Genomic DNA, 16,185 nt, shown 5'->3' on the forward strand with positions numbered 1-16,185 from the left:
CGATGGCGACGACGGACAGCCCGTGGGGCGAGGCCGCGTACCACCGTCCGCTGCACGCGGTGGCGCTGGTCAAGCAGGTGCCGCTCGGCGACCACCCGGGCGACCTGGACGGCAGCGGGCGCCTGCGCAGGGACGGTTTCCCGGTGGAGCTCAACCCGTGGTGCCGCCGTGCGGTGACCCGCGCGGTGCAACTGGGCCGGGGCAGCGGGGGCCGCACCACGGTCGTCACGATGGGGCCGCCCGCCGCCGCCGACGTCCTGCGCGAGGCGCTGGCCTGCGGCGCGGACGAGGGCCTGCACGTGTGCGACCCGGCGCTGGCGGGCGCGGACACCCTGGTCACCGCGAAGGCCCTGGCCGCCGCCGTACGGAGCCTGGGCCCGGTGGACCTGGTGCTGGCGGGGCACAGCACGCTGGACGGCGGCACCGGTGCGGTCGGGCCGATGGTCGCCGCGCTGCTCGGCCTGCCGTTCGCCGGGCCGGCGCTGTCGATCGAGGCGGTCGGCGGTGACGGGCTGCGCGCGGTACTCCAGCTCGACGCGGTCACCGAGACCGCCGAACTGGCGCTGCCCGCCGTGCTCGCGGTGGCGGAGCGCTCCTGCCGGCCGGCGAAGGCCCCGCCGGCCGCCTGGCCCGCCGCGCCGCAGATCCGCGTCCTGACGCTGGATCAGTTGACCGGCGCCCAGCCGGGGGCCGCGAGCCCCACCCGGGTGCACCGGGTGGAGCGCGTCGCGGCGACCCGCCGCCCGGTGCTCGTGTCCGGCAGCCCGGCGGAACAGGCCGCACAGGCGGTCGCGCTGATCACCGCACGGTTGGCGGCGGCCGACTGCTCCGGCCGCTCCTCGGCCGTCGGGGCCGGTACGTACGCGGGAACTTCCGGGCCGGGGAATCCCGTTGCCGACCGGCCCGGCCCGGCGGCGGCAACCGGCGTTGCGGCAGCGGGTGTTGCGGCATCCGACGTCGCGGTTGCCGGCGTCGCTGCGCCCGATCCCGCGGCGCCGTCCGCGACCGCCGGCGAACCCGGGTGTACGGCCATCACCGGCCGGGCGGCGGACCCGTATCCCGCCGGACTCCCCGGGGCCGCCGTCCTCGCGGTGACGGGCGTTACGGCAACGGGTGTTGCGGCATCCGACGTCGCGGTTGCCGGCGTCGCTGCGCCCGATCCCGCGGCGCCGTCCGCGACCGCCGGCGAACCCGGGCGTACGGCCGTCACCCGCCGGGCGGCGGACCCGTATCCCGCCGGACTCCCCGGGCCCGCCGTCCTCGCGGTGACCGGCAGCCCCGAGACGGGCGGGCGGGCCCTGCTCGGCGAGGCCGCGAGGATCGCGCGGCGGATCGGCGGCCACGTGCTGGCCGTCACGCCGGCCGCGGACCCGGAACAACTCCGCGACTGGGGCGCCGACGCGGCACTGCGGCTCACCGGCGGTGACCCCCGCCCCGTCGCGGCGGCGCTCGCCGGCCGGCTGCGCGGCTCCCGCGCCCCCTGGGCCGTGCTGGGCGGCGCCTCCGCCTGGGACCGCGAGGTCCTGGCCCGCCTCGCGGTGCACCAGGACGCCGGGCTGCTCTCCGACCTGACCACCACGTCGGTGCGCCCGGACGCCCGCGGCCGGCTCCGCCTGGTGGGCGGCAAGCCGTCGGGCAACGGCACGCTCGCCGAGGTCGGCAGCGACGGTGTCCCGCAGATCGCCACGTTGCGGACCGGCTCGCTGACCGTGCGCGCCGGGCACGCCGACCCCGTCACGAGCCCCGCCCGGATCGCCGCCCCGATCCCCGTCGAGACGCTGCACGTGCCGGCCGATCCGCTGCTGCGGCGCTCGGACCGGCGCACCGAGGACGACTTCGACGCGGTCGAGCGTGCGGCCACGGTCATCGGCCTGGGCGCGGGCGTCGCTCCGGACCGCTACGCGGAGGTCGAGCCGCTGCGGGCCCTGCTCGGCGCGGAGTTCGCCGCGACCCGCAAGGTGACCGACGCCGGCGCTCTGCCGCACTGCCGCCAACTGGGCGTCACCGGGCGGAACATCGCCCCGCGGCTGTACGTGGCGCTCGGCGTCTCCGGCAGCCCGCACCACCTGGCCGGCGTGGAGCGCGCGCACACCGTCCTCGCGGTCAACAGCGATCCGGACGCGGCGGTGTTCGCCCACTGCGACATCGGCATCGTCGCCGACTGGCGGGACGTCCTGCCCGCGCTGACCGCCGCCTTCCGGCGGGCGCCGACCGCCGCGTCCGCGCCCGAGGCCACCGCCGTCTGAGGCCCGTCGCCGTCAGCAGCGGCCACCGGCCCGATGCCACCTGCTCGTTCCGTCCCACCCGCCCCGTACCGGGGCCCGAACCATGGAGCCAACCGTGATGCCCTGCCCCTTCACCACCCGTGCCCACCCACGCGGCGGTGGTCGTCCATGAGCGGCCTCGTCCTCGTCCTCACCGTCTTCCTGGCGTGTGCCGTCGAAGCGGTCGAGGCGCTGACCATCGTGCTGGCCGCCGGCACCAGCCGGAACTGGCGCTCGGCGCTGCAAGGCAGCGCGGCGGCGCTGGTCACCCTCGCGATCGTGGTCGCCGCGCTCGGCCCCGCGATCGGGATGATCCCCTTCGAGGCGCTGCGGCTGGTGGTGGGCGCCCTGCTGCTGGTCTTCGGGCTCCAGTGGCTCCGCAAGGCCATCCTGCGCGCCTCCGGCCACAAGGCCCTGCACGACGAGGCCGGCGCCTACGCCAAGGAGGTCGCGGCGGCCGACGCCGCGGCGGGCGGAGGACGCGGCATCGTCACCGACTGGTACGCCTTCACCCTGTCCTTCAAGGGGGTCTTCCTCGAAGGGCTCGAAGTCGCCTTCATCGTCGTGACCTTCGGCAACAACCAGGGCAGCGTGCCGCTGGCGGCGCTCGGCGCGGCGGCCGCGGTGGTCGCGGTCACCGGTGTCGGCCTCGCGGTCCGCGCGCCGCTGGCCCGGGTGCCGGAGAACTCGATGAAGTTCGCCGTCGGCATCATGCTCACCGCCTTCGGCGTCTTCTGGTCCGCCGAGGGCGCCGGGGTCGACTGGCCCGGCGCCGACGCGGCCCTGCTGGTCCTCGTGCCGGTCATCGCGCTGCTCGGCCTCGGCACCGCCGCGCTGCTGCGCCGCACCGACACCGCGGTACCCCCTGCCGCGGCCACCACCGTTCCGCCGGCTCCGGCGGCGAAGGGAAGCATGCAGTGAAGTGGATTCGTTCGTTCGCGCTGTTCTGGTACGACTTCGTCGTCGGCGACGACTGGCGGGTCGCGGTCGGAGTGGTGGTGGCGCTGGGCGCGACCGCCGGCCTGGTGCACGGCGCCGGTGTGAACGCCTGGTGGCTGCCGCCCGTCGCGGTCGTGGTCCTGCTCGGCCTGTCGCTGCGCCGCGCGGTGGCGGCGGCCCGCTGACGCGAGGGGGCCGGGGCAGGGATGCGCGTCCCTGCCCCGGCATCCGGCCCCCGGCACCTGAGGCCGCGCGTCCGAGGTGCGGGCCGTCCCGCGTGCGGCCGTACCGTCTGCGGCCGTCCCGTCTGCGGGCGACCCGCGAGGGGCAGCTACTCGCCGCCGCCGACCGCGAGCAGGTACAGCTTGCCGGAGTCGGAGCCCTGGTCGTCGGGGTTCTGGACGGGGACGTTGATGGACGCGCTGACGGTCTTGGAGTGGGTCTCGTTGGGCGGCGTGATGACCATCGTGGTGAACGTGTAGCCGCTGCCACCGCTGTTGTTGAAGGGGTAGTACAGGACGAAGTCGGTCCCCTCGCCGGGGGCCAGCTTGACGGTGGGCACGTCGCCCCCGCTGTGGCGCGGGACGCTGACGGAGTCCGAGCCGTTCTTCAGGTCGACACCCGCGAAGCCGTGCATCGTGCAGGAGCTGGAACCGGTGTTCTTGAGGTGGACCAGCTCCATGCCCTCCCCCGAGATGCCGTGCTCGGCGGAGATGGCGAGGTTCGAGGTCATGCACATGCTGCCCGACCCCGACCCGGAGTTCGAGGAGCCGGAGCCACCGCTCGTGCTGCTGCCGCCGGTGGAACCGCCGTTGGAACCGCTGGACGAACCGCTGGAGGAACCGCCGCTGGAGGAGGTGTCCTGGCCGGGCGCGGAGCTGGGCGCCAACGTCTGGCCGGCGTCGCTGGACGAGGTCGCCCCGGCGGTGTCGGACGACGTCGGTCCGGAGGCGCTGGAGTCGTCGGGGCCGCAAGCCGTCAGGGACAGTCCGGCGGCCACGGCGACCAGAGCGATGACCGAGAGCCTCTTGCTGCTGCGCATTGCCACTCCGTAGATCGATGCCGGCCCACACGGTGCGGACCCTTCTGCGTTCATGGAGTTCCGCCGCACCCGGGCCGGTTGCGCGCGGACATGACCGCGACAACCCCGTGACATGGAGGGATCATGATCGCGACACCCGCCACGCGCCGGCCACATCCCCCATGGGCCCTCCACCCACGGCCGGCATGCTGAGCAATCAGTTCTTCGACGCTGCCCCGTCAGGCGGCGCTGCCGTCCCTAGCTTCTGCCGTATGGGCAGCTACCACGAGATGGATCAGGTATGGCCGCGTACGGCCGGTCGGACGGACGGCGAACTGCGGGTCGGCGGCATCGGGGTCGGCGAACTCGCCGCGCGCTTCGGCACACCGGTCTACGTTCTCGACGAGGACGACTTCCGGGCCCGGTGCGCCGCATGGACGGCCGCGTTCCCCACGGGTGACGTCCACTACGGCGGCAAGGCGTTCCTGGCCCCGGCCCTCGTCGGCTGGTTGCGGGAACTGGGCCTGTCGCTGGACGTGTGCACCGGCGGCGAGCTGGCAGTGGCCCGGCTGGGGGGCATGCCTGCCGAGCGCGTGGTCTTCCACGGCAACAACAAGTCGGTCGCCGAGCTCCGGGCCGCCGTGGAGTGGGGCATCGGGTGCATCGTCGTGGACTCCTTCCACGAACTGGACCGCCTGGCGGACCTGGTGCGGGCCGGCGGCGCCCGGCAGCCGGTCATGATCCGGGTGAAGCCGGGAGTGGACGCGGACACCCACGCGGCGTTGGCGACGGGCGGCGAGAACACCAAGTTCGGGCTGTCCATGGCCTCGGGCGAGGCGGCCGAGGCGGTACGCCGGGTGCTGGCCACGCCGGGCCTGGAACTCGTCGGCCTGCACTCGCACATCGGCTCGCAGATCTTCGACCTCGGCTCCTTCACCACCGCGGCCGAGCGCATGGCGCGCTTCCTCAAGGAGGTCGAGGCCGAGCACGGGGTCCGCATCGCCCGGCTGGACCTCGGCGGCGGCCTCGGCGTCCCCTACCTCCCGGGCGGCGAGCCGGCCCCGACACCGGCCGAACTCGCCGACGCGCTCCGGGTGGCGGTGCCCGACGACGTGCGGCTGGCCGTCGAGCCCGGCCGGTCGATCGCCGCGCCGACGACGGTCGCGGTCTACGAGGTCGGCACGGTGAAGGGACACTACGTCAGCGTCGACGGCGGCATGAGCGACAACCCCCGCCCGGCCACCTACGGTGCCGCGTACACGGCGGTCCTCGCCTCCCGGGCCGGTCAGGCCCCGCCGCGGACGTTCACGATCGTCGGCAAGCACTGCGAGAGCGGGGACGTGCTGGTGCACTCGGTCGAGCTGCCGGGCGACATCCGGCCGGGCGACCTGGTCGCGATCCCCTGCTCCGGCGCCTACCAGCGGTCGGCGGCCGGCAACTACAACCAGGTCCCCCGGCCGCCGGTGGTCGCCGTGCGCGACGGTGCGGCCCGGACCCTGGTCCGCCGCGAGACGCAGGAGGACCTGCTCAGCCTGTTCGTGTGAAGCGCGCTGCGCGCGAGACGCGAACTGTCGCTGCGACGCGCGCTGTTCGTGTGCAGCGCACTGTTCGTGTGAGGCGCACTGTTCGTGTGCAGCGCGCCCGCCATCCGCGCGAAGCGGCCGGCCCGACGGGATCGACTGCCCCGTCGTACCGGCCGCTTCGGCGTGCCGTCACTCCCGCGGGTCGGTCAGCGGCTGGTCGAGGAAGGTCAGCGTCCTGCCGTCGGCGTCCAACCGGGCCCGCACCCCGACCGGGTAGGTCTGCATCTGCGTGTTGTGGCCGATGTTCACCCCGGCCAGCACCGGAACGCCCAGGTCGCCGAAGCGCTCGGCCAGCATCCGGTCGATGTGCTCGGGGTCCCCGCACTCGGTGAACGTGCCGAGGACGATCCCGGCCACGCCGTCGAGGTAGCTGGTGGCGCGGCGGATCTGGGTGATGATCCGGTCCATCCGGAAGGGCAGTTCGTCGACGTCCTCCAGGAACAGGATCGCGTCCCTGGCCGGATACGACGTGTCCGTGCCGAGGCTGGCCGCGATCAAGGTGGCCGTCCCGCCCAGGGTCAGCCCCTCGGCGACGCCGGGCACCAGCGTCCGCGCCCCCGGGAAGGACAGCTCCTTCACCTCGGCCGGCGTGTAGAGCAGCTTCATCAGCTCGGTGAAGTCGTACTCCTGCGGGCCCTCCCAGAAGCCGCCGCAGGCCACCATCGGCCCGAACAGCGACACCCAGCCCAGTTTGACGGCCAGCGCCTCCAGCAGCGCGGTCACGTCCGAGTAACCGACCACGACCTTCGGGCGGTTCGGGTCGATCCGGCTCCAGTCCACCAGCTCCAGCGTGCGCTGCGAGCCGTAGCCGCCGCAGGCGAGGAACACGGCGGCGTACTCGGGGTCGGTCAGTGCGCGGGTCAGGTCGCCGGCCCGCAGCGCGTCGTCACCCGCCAGGTAGTCGTACATGCTCCCGGCGTCGCGGGCCGACCCGAAGACCTCCGGCACCAGGCCCACGGACCGCATGGCCGCCAGCCCCGACTCCAGGTGGTCCTGGTTGTCCACGGGCGAGCTGGCGCAGATCACGGCGACGGTGTCACCGGGCTTCAACCCGGGCGGGCGAAGCAGAGTCATATCTTCTCCAGGGATGTCGAACCGAGCAGATGGCAGGCGGCGCAGGAGGTGTCCGGCGCCAGCACCGGCAGTTCACGGCGGTCGCAGGCGGCCGTGGCGCGGTCGGCCGGCGAGGCGCCGGCCCAGCGGGTGCACCGCGGGTGGAAGCGGCAGCCGGACGGGATCGCGGTCGGGTCCGGCGGCTCACCGGTCAGCAGGGTGGGGCGCCAGTCCTCGGCACCGGTCGGCACCACCGACAGCAGCGCCTTGGTGTAGGGGTGTTGCGGCCGCAGCAGGACCTCCTCGACGGTGCCCTGCTCGACCACCCGGCCCAGGTACATCACGGCCACCCGGTCGGCGATGTTCCAGGCCAGGCCGAGGTCATGGCTGACCACCAGGGCCGACAGGCCGAGGTCGTCGCGCAGCCGCAGCATGAGCGCCAGGATCTCCCCGCGCACCGAGGCGTCCAGCGACGCCACCGGCTCGTCCGCGACGATGACCGACGGGTTCAGCGCCAGCACGCCGGCGATGACGACGCGCTGCTGCTGCCCGCCGGACAGTTCGTGCGGGTAGCGGCCGAAGAAGTCCTCCGGCGGGCGCAATCCGGCCCGGACCATCGCGTCGTGCACGGTGAGCGGCAGCCCGTCGGTGAGCCCGTGCAGCCGCGGGCCCATGGCCACGGCGTCGTAGACGTTCTGCTTCGGGTTGAGGGCGCCGCCCGGGTCCTGGAGGACCAGTTGGGTGTGGCGGCGGTACGCCTTGAGGCCCTTGGCGGTGTAGTCCAGCGGCGTGCCGTCGTAGCGCACCTCGCCGGCGGTCGGCTTCACCAGGCCGACCAGCGAGCGGGCCAGGGTGGACTTGCCGCACCCGGACTCGCCGATGAGCGCGACGATCTCGCCCTTGCCGATCCGCAGGTTGACGCCGTCCACCGCGCGGGCCGGGGCGCGGCCGCGGGCGGCCGGGTAGACCACCGAGAGGTCGCGGACCTCCAGCGCGGGCGTGGACCGGCCGGGGCTGGAGCCGGGTCCCGGGCCGTGGCCGGGTCCCGGGCTGGTGCTGGGGCTGGTGCTGGGGCTGGGGTCACGGGTCACCGCGCACCTCCGTGGTCGGGCCGGACGCGTACGCACGCGGCGGAACGGCCGGGCCCGGCCGGCCACAGCAGCATCTCCTCGGTGCGGCAGGACGGCAGCGCCTCGGGGCAGCGCGCGGCGAAGGCACAGCCCGTGCCGGCCTCCGAGGGCCGGGGCGGGTCGCCCGCGAGGCCGACCGGCGCGCGCCGTGAGGCCGGGTCCCCGATGGTCGGGAAAGCCCGTGACAGCGCCCGGGTGTAGGGGTGTTCCGGCTGCTGGAGCACCTGCTTGGACGGGCCGAGCTCGACGATCCGGCCCGCGTACATGACCGCCAGCCGGTCGCAGGTGTGCGCCAGCAGCGACAGGTCGTGCGTGATCATGATGACGGAGATCCGCGACTCGCGGACCCGCTCGGCCAGCAACTCCAGGATCTGCGCCTGGACCATGACGTCCAGCGCGGTGGTCGGCTCGTCGGCGATGATCAGGTCCGGGCGGCACGCCAGGGCCATGGCGACCATCACGCGCTGCCGCTGGCCGCCGGAGAACTCGTGCGGATAGCTGCGGACGCGCCGGGACGGGATGCCGACGCTGTCGAGCAGTTCGGCGGCGCGGCGCTCGGCGTCCTTCACCCGGGTCCTGTCGTGCAGCACCATCGGTTCGACGATCTGGTCCAGCACGGTGCGCACCGGGTTCAGCGCGCTCATCGCGCCCTGGAACACCACCGACGCACCGGCCCAGCGCACCGCCCGCAGCCGGGCCCAGCTGGTGGTCAGCAGGTTCTCGCCGCGGAACAGCACCTCCCCGCTGACCTTCGCGGAACGGTCCTGGAGGCGCAGCAGGCTCAGCGCCATCGTGGACTTGCCGCAGCCGGACTCCCCGGCGACACCGAGCGTGTCACCGGCGGCGAGGGTGAAGTCGACGCCCCGCACGGCGGGGACGAAACGGTTCCCCTGGCGGTAGGCGACCTGGAGGTCGCGGACCTCCAGCAGGGGCGGGTCGGCGGTGGCGGCGGCACCGGCCGCCGCCGCGGTCTGGGCGGTCACTTGTTCTCCATCCGCGGGTCGAGCACGTGTTCCACGGCGCGGCCGGTGAGCGTGAAGCCCAGCACCACCACGAGGATCGCCAGGCCCGGGGGCAGCAGGTACCACCACGCGTCGGCGGTGAACGCGCCGTTGAAGAAGGCGTCGTTGAGCATCTCGCCCCAGGTGACGCTGGCCGGGTTGCCGAGGCCGAGGAAGGTGAGCGTGGCCTCGGAGAGCAGTGATCCGGCGACCGTCAGGGTGCTGGAGACCAGGATCAGCGGCATCACGTTCGGCAGCACCTGGCGCACCATGATCTGGCGGTCGCCGGCCCCCAGCGCGCGGGCCCGTTCGACGAACGGCCGGGCCTCGACGGCGAGGGTCTGCGCCCGCACCAGCCGCGCGGTGGCGGTCCAGGAGGTGGCCGCGATGGCGATGGTGATCGACGTCTCGCCCTGGCCCAGCACGGCCGCCAGCGAGATCGCCAGCGGCAGGCTGGGCAGCGCGATGAACCAGTCGGTGACGTGCATCAGCGCCCGGCCGACCACGCCACCGTAGTGGCCGGCGACGATGCCCACCCCGGCGCCGATGACGACGGTCAGCGCGGTGGCGATGATGCCGATCCGCAGCGACTCCCGCGAGCCCCAGATCAGCAGCAGCAGCACGTTGCGGCCGGCCAGGTCGGTGCCGAGCGGGTAGTGCGCGCTGGGCGCGGCGAGCAGCGGCCCGTCGACCTTGGTGACGTCCATCTGGTCGGGGCCGATGAACAGCGGTGCGAACAGCGCCAGCAGGCAGAACAGCAGCAGGACCGCGAGCCCGGCCACTCCGGCGGGGCGGCGGATGAAGGCTTTGCCGAAGCGGCGTGCTCCGGCGAACCTGACCGGGACGGCCGAGGCCACGTCCTGCGCGGTGACGATCTGCGCGGCCGTCACTGGGCGCGCACCCGCGGGTCGAGGAACCGGTAGGCGAGGTCCGCCAGCAGATTCATGATGATCACACTCGCACTGAAGACGATGAAGGTGCCCTGGAGCAGCGGCAGGTCGGGAATCTTGAGCGCCTCGTAGGTGAGGTCGCCGAGGCCGGGCCAGGAGAAGACCGCCTCGACCGTGACCGCGCCGCTGATCAGCGTGCCGAGGTGCATGAAGATCATGGTCACCGAGGGCAGCAGGGCGTTGGGCAGCGCGTGCCGGCGGCGTACGGCGTCGTCGGTGAGGCCCTTGGCGCGGGCGGTCAGCAGGTAGGGGCTGCCCTTCTCCTCGATGATCGAGGACCGCATGATCGTCACGTACTGGGCGTAGACGACCAGGATCATGGTCAGCGCCGGCAGCACCAGGTGCTTGGCGACGTCCACGTAGTGCGTCATCCCGGTCTGCGGCAGGGTCGGGTCGCTCATGCCGCCGACCGGCAGGAAGCCGTGGATCGGGCCGATCCCGACGCTGCACACCATCAGCAGGATCATGCCCAGCCAGAAGGTCGGCACCGACCACAGGGTGAGCGCGGTGGAGGAGGTGATCCGGTCGAACCGGCTGCCGGACCGCCAGCCGCTGCGCTGGCCGAGCCACAGCCCGAGCAGCACCGAGATGACGAACGACGTGCCCATCAGCAGCAGGGTCGGGCCCAGGCGGTTCATCGCCAGCGACGCCACCGACTGCCGGTACTCCCAGGAGTAGCCGAGCCGCCCGTGCAGCGTGTCGTTGACGAAGTCCAGGAACCGCTGCCACATCGGCTTGTCCAGGCCCAGCTGGACCCGCAGCTGGGCGAGTTGGGCCTGGCTGACCGGGCGGCCGCGGGTCATGGTGCGCACCGGGTCGGACGGCATCACGTTGAACAGCACGAAGCCGATGACCAGGGTGACCGCGAAACTGACCACCGCGGCCGCGAGCTTGCCGACGAGGTAGCCGCCCCACGCCGTCCGCAGCGAGCGCCGCGGCTTCGGGGCGGACAGCGCGGCTTCGAGGGCCGGTTCGGCCACGGCGTCGGGGCTACTCACGGTCGTCGGCCCCCGCCCGGCGCCGGAGGACGACGGCACCCGCGCCGACCACGATCACGGCGGCGGCGATGCCGAGCCCGATGCCCAGACCGCCCGACGACGAGGAGCCGCCGTGCTCCACCGGTGTCGCCTTCAGGTACGTCCAGAAGGAGTTCTGCGCGGGGTAGAAGCCCTGGGCGTCCGGCTTGCCGACCCTCTCACCGGTGACCTTCGAGGAGGAGGCCGTCTTCTGCGTCTGGTTGTAGAGCATCACGTCCACGTCGGCGTCGTAGAGGATCTGCTGCATCTGCCCGACGACCTTCACCCGCTGCGCCGGATCGAACAGGCTCTGCTGGCGTGCCTGCAGCTTGTCGTAGGCGGGATCGCAGAAGAACGAGTCGGTGTTGCCGCCGTTGCCCTGGTCGTTGGGAAGCGTGGCGCAGCTCTGGATGCCGAGGAGGTAGGTCGGGTCGGGGCCGGTGGTCCACGCGTCCATCAGCATGTCCCAGTCGCCCTTGCCCAGGTCGCTGTTGAGCGCGGACATGCTCATCGGCTCCAGCTTCACCTTGATACCGATCGCCTTGAGCCAGCCGGCCAGGTAGGGGGCGATCGACGCGTCGGTGGCGTCGTCGGAGTGGATGCCCAGCCGCAGGTCCAGCGGCTTGCCGGTCTTCGGATCGATCCGGATGCCGTCGGAGCCGCGCTTGTAGCCGGCCTTGTCCAGCAGCTGGTTGGCCCGGGCCGGGTCGTAGCCCTGCCGCTCGCCGGCCGACGGCTTCCACACCCACTGGGACCAGGCCGGCGGCAGGTAGCCCTCCCCGACGGTGCCGTAGCCGTCGACGACCTTCTTGACCAGCGTCTGCTTGTCGATGCTCAGGGCGATCGCGCGGCGCAGCTGCGGGTCGCTCAGCGCCGGGTTCCCGGTGCCGATCGGCTTGCCGCTGCGGGACTTGGCGCCGGGGTTGATCTCCAGCCCGGTCCAGCCGTTGCCGACCGTCTGCGCGGTGTCGACGCCGCTGACGTGCGTCAGCGACTTGAACTCGGTGGAGTTGATGACGCCGCCGGGGATGTAGTCGAGCTGGCCCGACCGCAGCGCCGCGACGGCACTGTCACTGGTCTTGTAGAGCTGCTCTATCAGGTGGTCGTACTTCGGCGCGCCCAGCACGAAGGACTTGTTCGCGTCGAGCGTGGCGTACTGGCCGGTCTTGTAACCGGTGAGCGTCCAGGGGCCGTAGCCGACCACCGGGTAGGAGTCGTTCTTGTAGTCCTTGAGATCGGCGACGTGCGACTTCCAGATGTGCTCCGGCACGATCGGGATGCCCTCGACCGGGATGCTGACGTAGTTCAGGTTGGACTGGGGCTGCTTGGTCTTGATCACCAGCGTGGTGGGGTCGGGCGCGGTCACCGACTGGAAGCCGGACACCAGCGTGCCGTTGGCGGTGCCGGCGATCTCGTCGGTCATGATCAGGTGGAACGTCCAGGCCGCGTCCTCGGCGGTGAGCGGCTGACCGTCGCTCCACTTCAGGCCGTCGCGGATCTTGAAGGTCCAGGTCAGGTGGTCCGGCGAGACGTTCCAGGACGTGGCGAGGTAGGGGCTCGGCTTGCCGCTCTGGTCGATGGTGGTGAGCGACGGGTAGATGGCGCCGAAGAGGTCGAGCGAGCCGTTGAAGTAGGCCAGGAACGGATTGAGGGTGTCCACCCCCGAGCTGTCCATGGCGACGCTCAGCGTCGTCCCGGACTTGGTGCTCGGGGACGCGGCACCCGCGGAGGTCGTCAGGCCGGCCGGGCCGGCCAGGAGGATGCCGCTGACTGCGGTCACGGCCAGGGCCGCACGCAGTCTGCGGGGTGTGCGCAAAACCATCTCGGGTCTCCGTTGCTGGGGAGGGCAGGGGACGGTGCCGCCTCAGGCGAGTGCTCGGGACCGGTCAGAGGGTGACTGACCGGCACGCCCGCGCTGAAGCCGGGTTTCGTCGGTGCGTACGCGGTCGCCGGCGGCGCCGAACACGTAATGCCGGGGGTCGAGGTCGACGCGGGTGCGGCCGACACGACATCGGACCCGAACTGCCGAGGGATGCGGGCCTCGGCCTTGACCGCCTGGTCGGGCGGGGCGGGCGGACGGGCGTCACGCGCTGCGGGAGCGCCCGCCGCGCCGCCTTCCGTGCCCGGGGTTGCCGGGGATTCCGGGGTCACCGGCACCGCCCGTGCTGCCCGTGCCGCCGGTGTTTCCGGTGCTTCCGGTGCTTCCGGTGCTTCCGGTGCCGGACCTGGTCGGCCGGGAGCGCCGGGTCGTGGCGTCTGCGGCACGCACCCCGGTGTCGGCCGTCGAAAGGACGGGTGGCGCCGAAGCGGCATCCGCTGGCATGGGCAGCACCTCACGTTCGCCTGGAGGTCAAGTGGTTGAAGACTGGCAAGCCCTCGCAGATCGGCAAGGACCCGTGCGCGCTTGCGTCTCTGAGCATCGAAGACTTCGATGCCCGTAGGCCGACGTCATGACCGCGCCGTACCGTCCGCCGAACACGAAGTGGTCCGTGAGCGGCCAGATCTTCAACGCTTCGATGCCGGCGCCGTCCGCGGACCGCACGCTGGGTCCGTCCGTGTCCGCCCCCAGCACACCAGCGAGGAAGCCCATGTCCCTGCCTTCAACTGCCGTACGCAGCCGCCGGATACGTTCCGACACCGGTACGGCCGCCCCGCGCCTCGGCGGTACCGGGCACGGTGCCGCCGGCCGGATCACTCGCGCCGTCCGGACGGGCGCCGGTGCCGCAGCCGGGGACGGTGCCGCAGCCGGGGACGGCTCCGGGGACGGCTTCGCGCCCACCGAGGTGCGGTGAACGTGTCCCACTTCGACCTCCTGGTCCGCGGCGCGGACATCGCGGACGGGACCGGCCGGCCGCTGATCGCCGGGCAGGTCGCCGTCACCGGCGGCCGGGTCCGCGTGCTGCCGCCCCGCGCCCCGGCCACCGCCGACCGGGTACTCGACGTACCCGGGCATGTCGTGGCGCCCGGCTTCATCGACGCGCACACGCACTCCGACCTGACCACGCTGGACGGCTCCGGGACCCTGCCCGCGCACGCCGCCGTGCTCCAGGGCGTGACCGTCGAGATCTGCGGCAACTGCGGCGACAGCGCGTTCCCGGCGCCGTACCCGGACTTCGCGGCGTTCGGCCGCGCGCACGCCGCGGCGGGCCGGGCGAACCACCTGGCCGCCCTGGTCGGCCACGGCACGCTGCGCGGCGCCGTGGTGGGTCACGCCGCCCGCGCCGCCACCCCGGACGAACTCGCCGCCATGTGCCGGGTGCTGGACGAGGCGCTCGGCTCGGGCGCGGCCGGCCTGTCGACGGGCCTGATCTACACGCCCGGCTCCTTCGCCGACACCGCCGAGGTGACCGCGCTCGCGGCGGTGGCGGCCCGCCACGGCAAGCCGTACGTGACGCATCTGCGCGACGAGATGTCCCAGGTCGAGGCCGCGCTCGACGAGGCGGTGCGGATCGCCCGCGACAGCGGCGCCGCGCTGCACGTCTCGCACCACAAGACGGCCGGCCGGCACGGCTGGGGCGGCACCGAGCGAACGCTGCCCCACCTGCGCCGGCTCCGCGCCGACGGCATGGACGTGACCTGCGACGTCTACCCCTACACCGCGGGAAGCACCGCGCTCGCGGCCATGCTGCCGCCTTGGGCACACGACGGCGGGCAGGACCGCCTGTTGGAGCGGCTGCGCGACGCCGGACAGCGCGCCCGGATGCGCGCGGCCATCGCGGACGGCGTGGCCGGCTGGGAGAACACCGTCGGCAACGGCGGCTGGGACCGGATCTCGGTGGCCGGCGCCGCGCGGCATCCGGAACTCCAGGGGCGGACGATCGCGGACATCGCCGCCGAGCGCGGTGCCGACGCCGTCGACGTGGTGGCCGAACTGCTGCTGGCCGAAGCGGGCGACGTGACGATCATCAGCCACTCGATGCGGGAGGACGACGTCCGGCGGGTGCTCGCCGTGCCGTTCTCCATGATCGGCTCGGACGGGGTGCCCAAGCCGGGGCTGCCGCATCCGCGCTGGGCCGGGACGTTCGCGAAGGTCCTCGGGCACTACGTACGCGAGTTGGGCCTGCTGACGCTGCCCGAGGCGGTGCACAAGATGACCGGCGCCACCGCGGCCCGGTTCGGCCTGGCCGGACGGGGCGTGCTGCGCGACGGTGGCCACGCCGACCTGGTCGTCTTCGATCCGGCGGCGGTCGCCGACCGTGCCACCTTCGCCGAACCCCTGCTCGCGCCGAGCGGCGTCCGGCTGGTCGTGGTGGCGGGCGCGGTCGTCGTGGAGGACGGCGAGATGACGTCGGCGCGGCCGGGGCAGGTGCTGGCGTGCTGAGCGCCGTCCCACCGGAGTTGCCCGGCACCTTGCCCGGCATCCCGCCCGACGCCCTGCCCAGCACCCTGTCCGTCATGGTCCCCGGCGTCCTGGAGCACCAGCCGCACCGGGTGCGGCCGCTCGCCAGCGTCGGCAAGCTGCTGCTCCTGGCCGAGGTCGCGCGCGGCCTCACCGGCGGCGATCTGGACCCTGGCGAGCCGTTCGACCTGCTCGACGAGGACTACTGCGGCGGCTCCGGACTGCTGACCGCGCTGTCGGCCCGGCGCTGGACCGTCCCCGACCTGGCGCTGCTCACCGCGGCCGTGAGCGACAACACCGCGACCAACGCCCTGATCCGCCGCGTCGGCCTCGACCGGGTCAACCAGGGTGCGGACGCGCTGGGGCTCGTCCGCACCCGGGTCCTCGACCGCATCCGCGAGCCCCGGTCGTCGGCCCACCCGCCGACCTTCGCGGTCGGCACCGCGGCGGAACTGGCCGGGCTCGCGCAGCGGATCGCCGCCGACGAGCCGTGGGCGCGCCTGCTGCTCGGCTGGATGGCCGGGTGCGGCGACCGCAGCATGGTGCCGGCGCTGATCCCGCACGACCCCGAGGACAGCACGGTCCGCGACGTCCCGAGCGCGTCGCTGTGGGTCGCGAACAAGACCGGCACCGACGTCGGGGTCCGCTGCGACGTCGGCGTGGTGCGCGGCGCCCGGCAGGTCTGCTACGCCGTGCTGGGCTCGTGCCGTCCGGGGAGCGAGTTCGAGACGTTGCAGGCCATGCGGACGGTCGGGGCGCGGATCGCCGCGGCCGCGCGCTGACCCTCCGCCCGGGTCCGGCCCGGACGGCCCGCTGGCCGATCCCCCCGTCACCGGTCCGGCCCGCACGGGCGGGCCGGGCCGGCAGGCGGGGCGGGCGGGGCGGGCCG

At 73.6% G+C, this 16,185-nt stretch carries 14 protein-coding genes; 7 read left to right on the forward strand and 7 right to left on the reverse strand.

The annotated features are described in order from the left end of the window. The first annotated feature begins 2 nt into the window (after positions 1-2). The 3 genes from OG896_RS06845 to OG896_RS06855 all read left to right on the forward strand — a co-directional run bounded on the left by OG896_RS06845 (position 3) and on the right by OG896_RS06855 (position 3,388). On the forward strand, positions 3-2,246 hold the full coding sequence (locus OG896_RS06845; RefSeq protein ID WP_329363375.1) for an FAD-binding protein: 2,244 nt from the start codon (positions 3-5) through the stop codon (positions 2,244-2,246). Positions 2,247-2,393: 147 nt separating this feature from the next. Then, positions 2,394-3,185, forward strand: a complete 792-nt coding sequence (locus OG896_RS06850; RefSeq protein ID WP_329363377.1) for a COG4280 domain-containing protein — start codon at positions 2,394-2,396, stop codon at positions 3,183-3,185. Then, positions 3,182-3,388, forward strand: coding sequence for a hypothetical protein (locus OG896_RS06855; RefSeq protein WP_329363378.1), 207 nt, complete (start codon positions 3,182-3,184; stop codon positions 3,386-3,388). The genes OG896_RS06850 and OG896_RS06855 overlap by 4 nt, the downstream gene beginning before the upstream one ends. Before the next feature lie 146 nt (positions 3,389-3,534). Here the strand turns inward: OG896_RS06855 and OG896_RS06860 are convergent, their stop codons facing one another. Then, a complete protein-coding gene (locus tag OG896_RS06860; protein ID WP_329363379.1) occupies positions 3,535-3,936 on the reverse strand; it encodes a DUF4232 domain-containing protein in 402 nt (133 codons plus the stop codon). Between OG896_RS06860 and OG896_RS06865 the strand changes: the two genes are divergently transcribed. Together OG896_RS06865 and lysA are read left to right on the forward strand one after the other, a co-directional pair. Beyond that, complete coding sequence (locus tag OG896_RS06865; protein ID WP_329363380.1) at positions 3,935-4,258, forward strand: hypothetical protein; 324 nt, start codon at positions 3,935-3,937, stop codon at positions 4,256-4,258. The two genes, OG896_RS06860 and OG896_RS06865, sit on opposite strands and share 2 nt — an antisense overlap. Before the next feature lie 172 nt (positions 4,259-4,430). After that, a complete protein-coding gene (gene lysA / locus OG896_RS06870; protein WP_402447826.1) occupies positions 4,431-5,768 on the forward strand; it encodes a diaminopimelate decarboxylase in 1,338 nt (445 codons plus the stop codon). 168 nt (positions 5,769-5,936) lie between these two features. On the opposite strand, the gene OG896_RS06875 is transcribed toward lysA, so the two are convergent. The 6 genes from OG896_RS06875 to OG896_RS06900 are packed head-to-tail and all read right to left on the reverse strand — an operon-like array spanning position 5,937 to position 12,737. Further along, entirely contained in the window at positions 5,937-6,881 is a 945-nt protein-coding gene (locus OG896_RS06875; protein ID WP_329363384.1) for a S66 peptidase family protein, read from the reverse strand. Continuing rightward, on the reverse strand, positions 6,878-7,951 hold the full coding sequence (locus tag OG896_RS06880; RefSeq protein WP_402447823.1) for an ABC transporter ATP-binding protein: 1,074 nt from the start codon (positions 7,949-7,951) through the stop codon (positions 6,878-6,880). Before OG896_RS06880 ends, OG896_RS06875 begins: the two co-directional genes overlap by 4 nt. Further along, positions 7,948-8,973: an ABC transporter ATP-binding protein gene (locus tag OG896_RS06885; RefSeq protein WP_329363386.1), complete on the reverse strand. Its 1,026-nt coding sequence runs from the start codon at positions 8,971-8,973 to the stop codon at positions 7,948-7,950. Before OG896_RS06885 ends, OG896_RS06880 begins: the two co-directional genes overlap by 4 nt. After that, positions 8,970-9,881 carry an ABC transporter permease gene (locus tag OG896_RS06890; protein WP_329363388.1) on the reverse strand — a complete coding sequence of 304 codons (912 nt, stop codon included), beginning with the start codon at positions 9,879-9,881 and terminating at the stop codon, positions 8,970-8,972. The genes OG896_RS06885 and OG896_RS06890 overlap by 4 nt, the downstream gene beginning before the upstream one ends. Further along, a complete protein-coding gene (locus tag OG896_RS06895) occupies positions 9,878-10,939 on the reverse strand; it encodes an ABC transporter permease (protein ID WP_329363390.1) in 1,062 nt (353 codons plus the stop codon). The genes OG896_RS06890 and OG896_RS06895 overlap by 4 nt, the downstream gene beginning before the upstream one ends. Continuing rightward, positions 10,932-12,737, reverse strand: a complete 1,806-nt coding sequence (locus OG896_RS06900; protein WP_329363391.1) for an ABC transporter substrate-binding protein — start codon at positions 12,735-12,737, stop codon at positions 10,932-10,934. The genes OG896_RS06895 and OG896_RS06900 overlap by 8 nt, the downstream gene beginning before the upstream one ends. Positions 12,738-13,751: 1,014 nt before the next feature. On the opposite strand from OG896_RS06900, the gene OG896_RS06905 reads away from it, so the two are divergent. Further along, complete coding sequence (locus OG896_RS06905) at positions 13,752-15,278, forward strand: N-acyl-D-amino-acid deacylase family protein (RefSeq protein WP_329363393.1); 1,527 nt, start codon at positions 13,752-13,754, stop codon at positions 15,276-15,278. Then, positions 15,272-16,078 carry a serine hydrolase gene (locus OG896_RS06910; protein ID WP_329363395.1) on the forward strand — a complete coding sequence of 269 codons (807 nt, stop codon included), beginning with the start codon at positions 15,272-15,274 and terminating at the stop codon, positions 16,076-16,078. The genes OG896_RS06905 and OG896_RS06910 overlap by 7 nt, the downstream gene beginning before the upstream one ends. Positions 16,079-16,185: the final 107 nt, after the last annotated feature.

Source organism: Streptomyces sp. NBC_00669, from assembly GCF_036226785.1.
Lineage (GTDB): Bacteria > Actinomycetota > Actinomycetes > Streptomycetales > Streptomycetaceae > Actinacidiphila.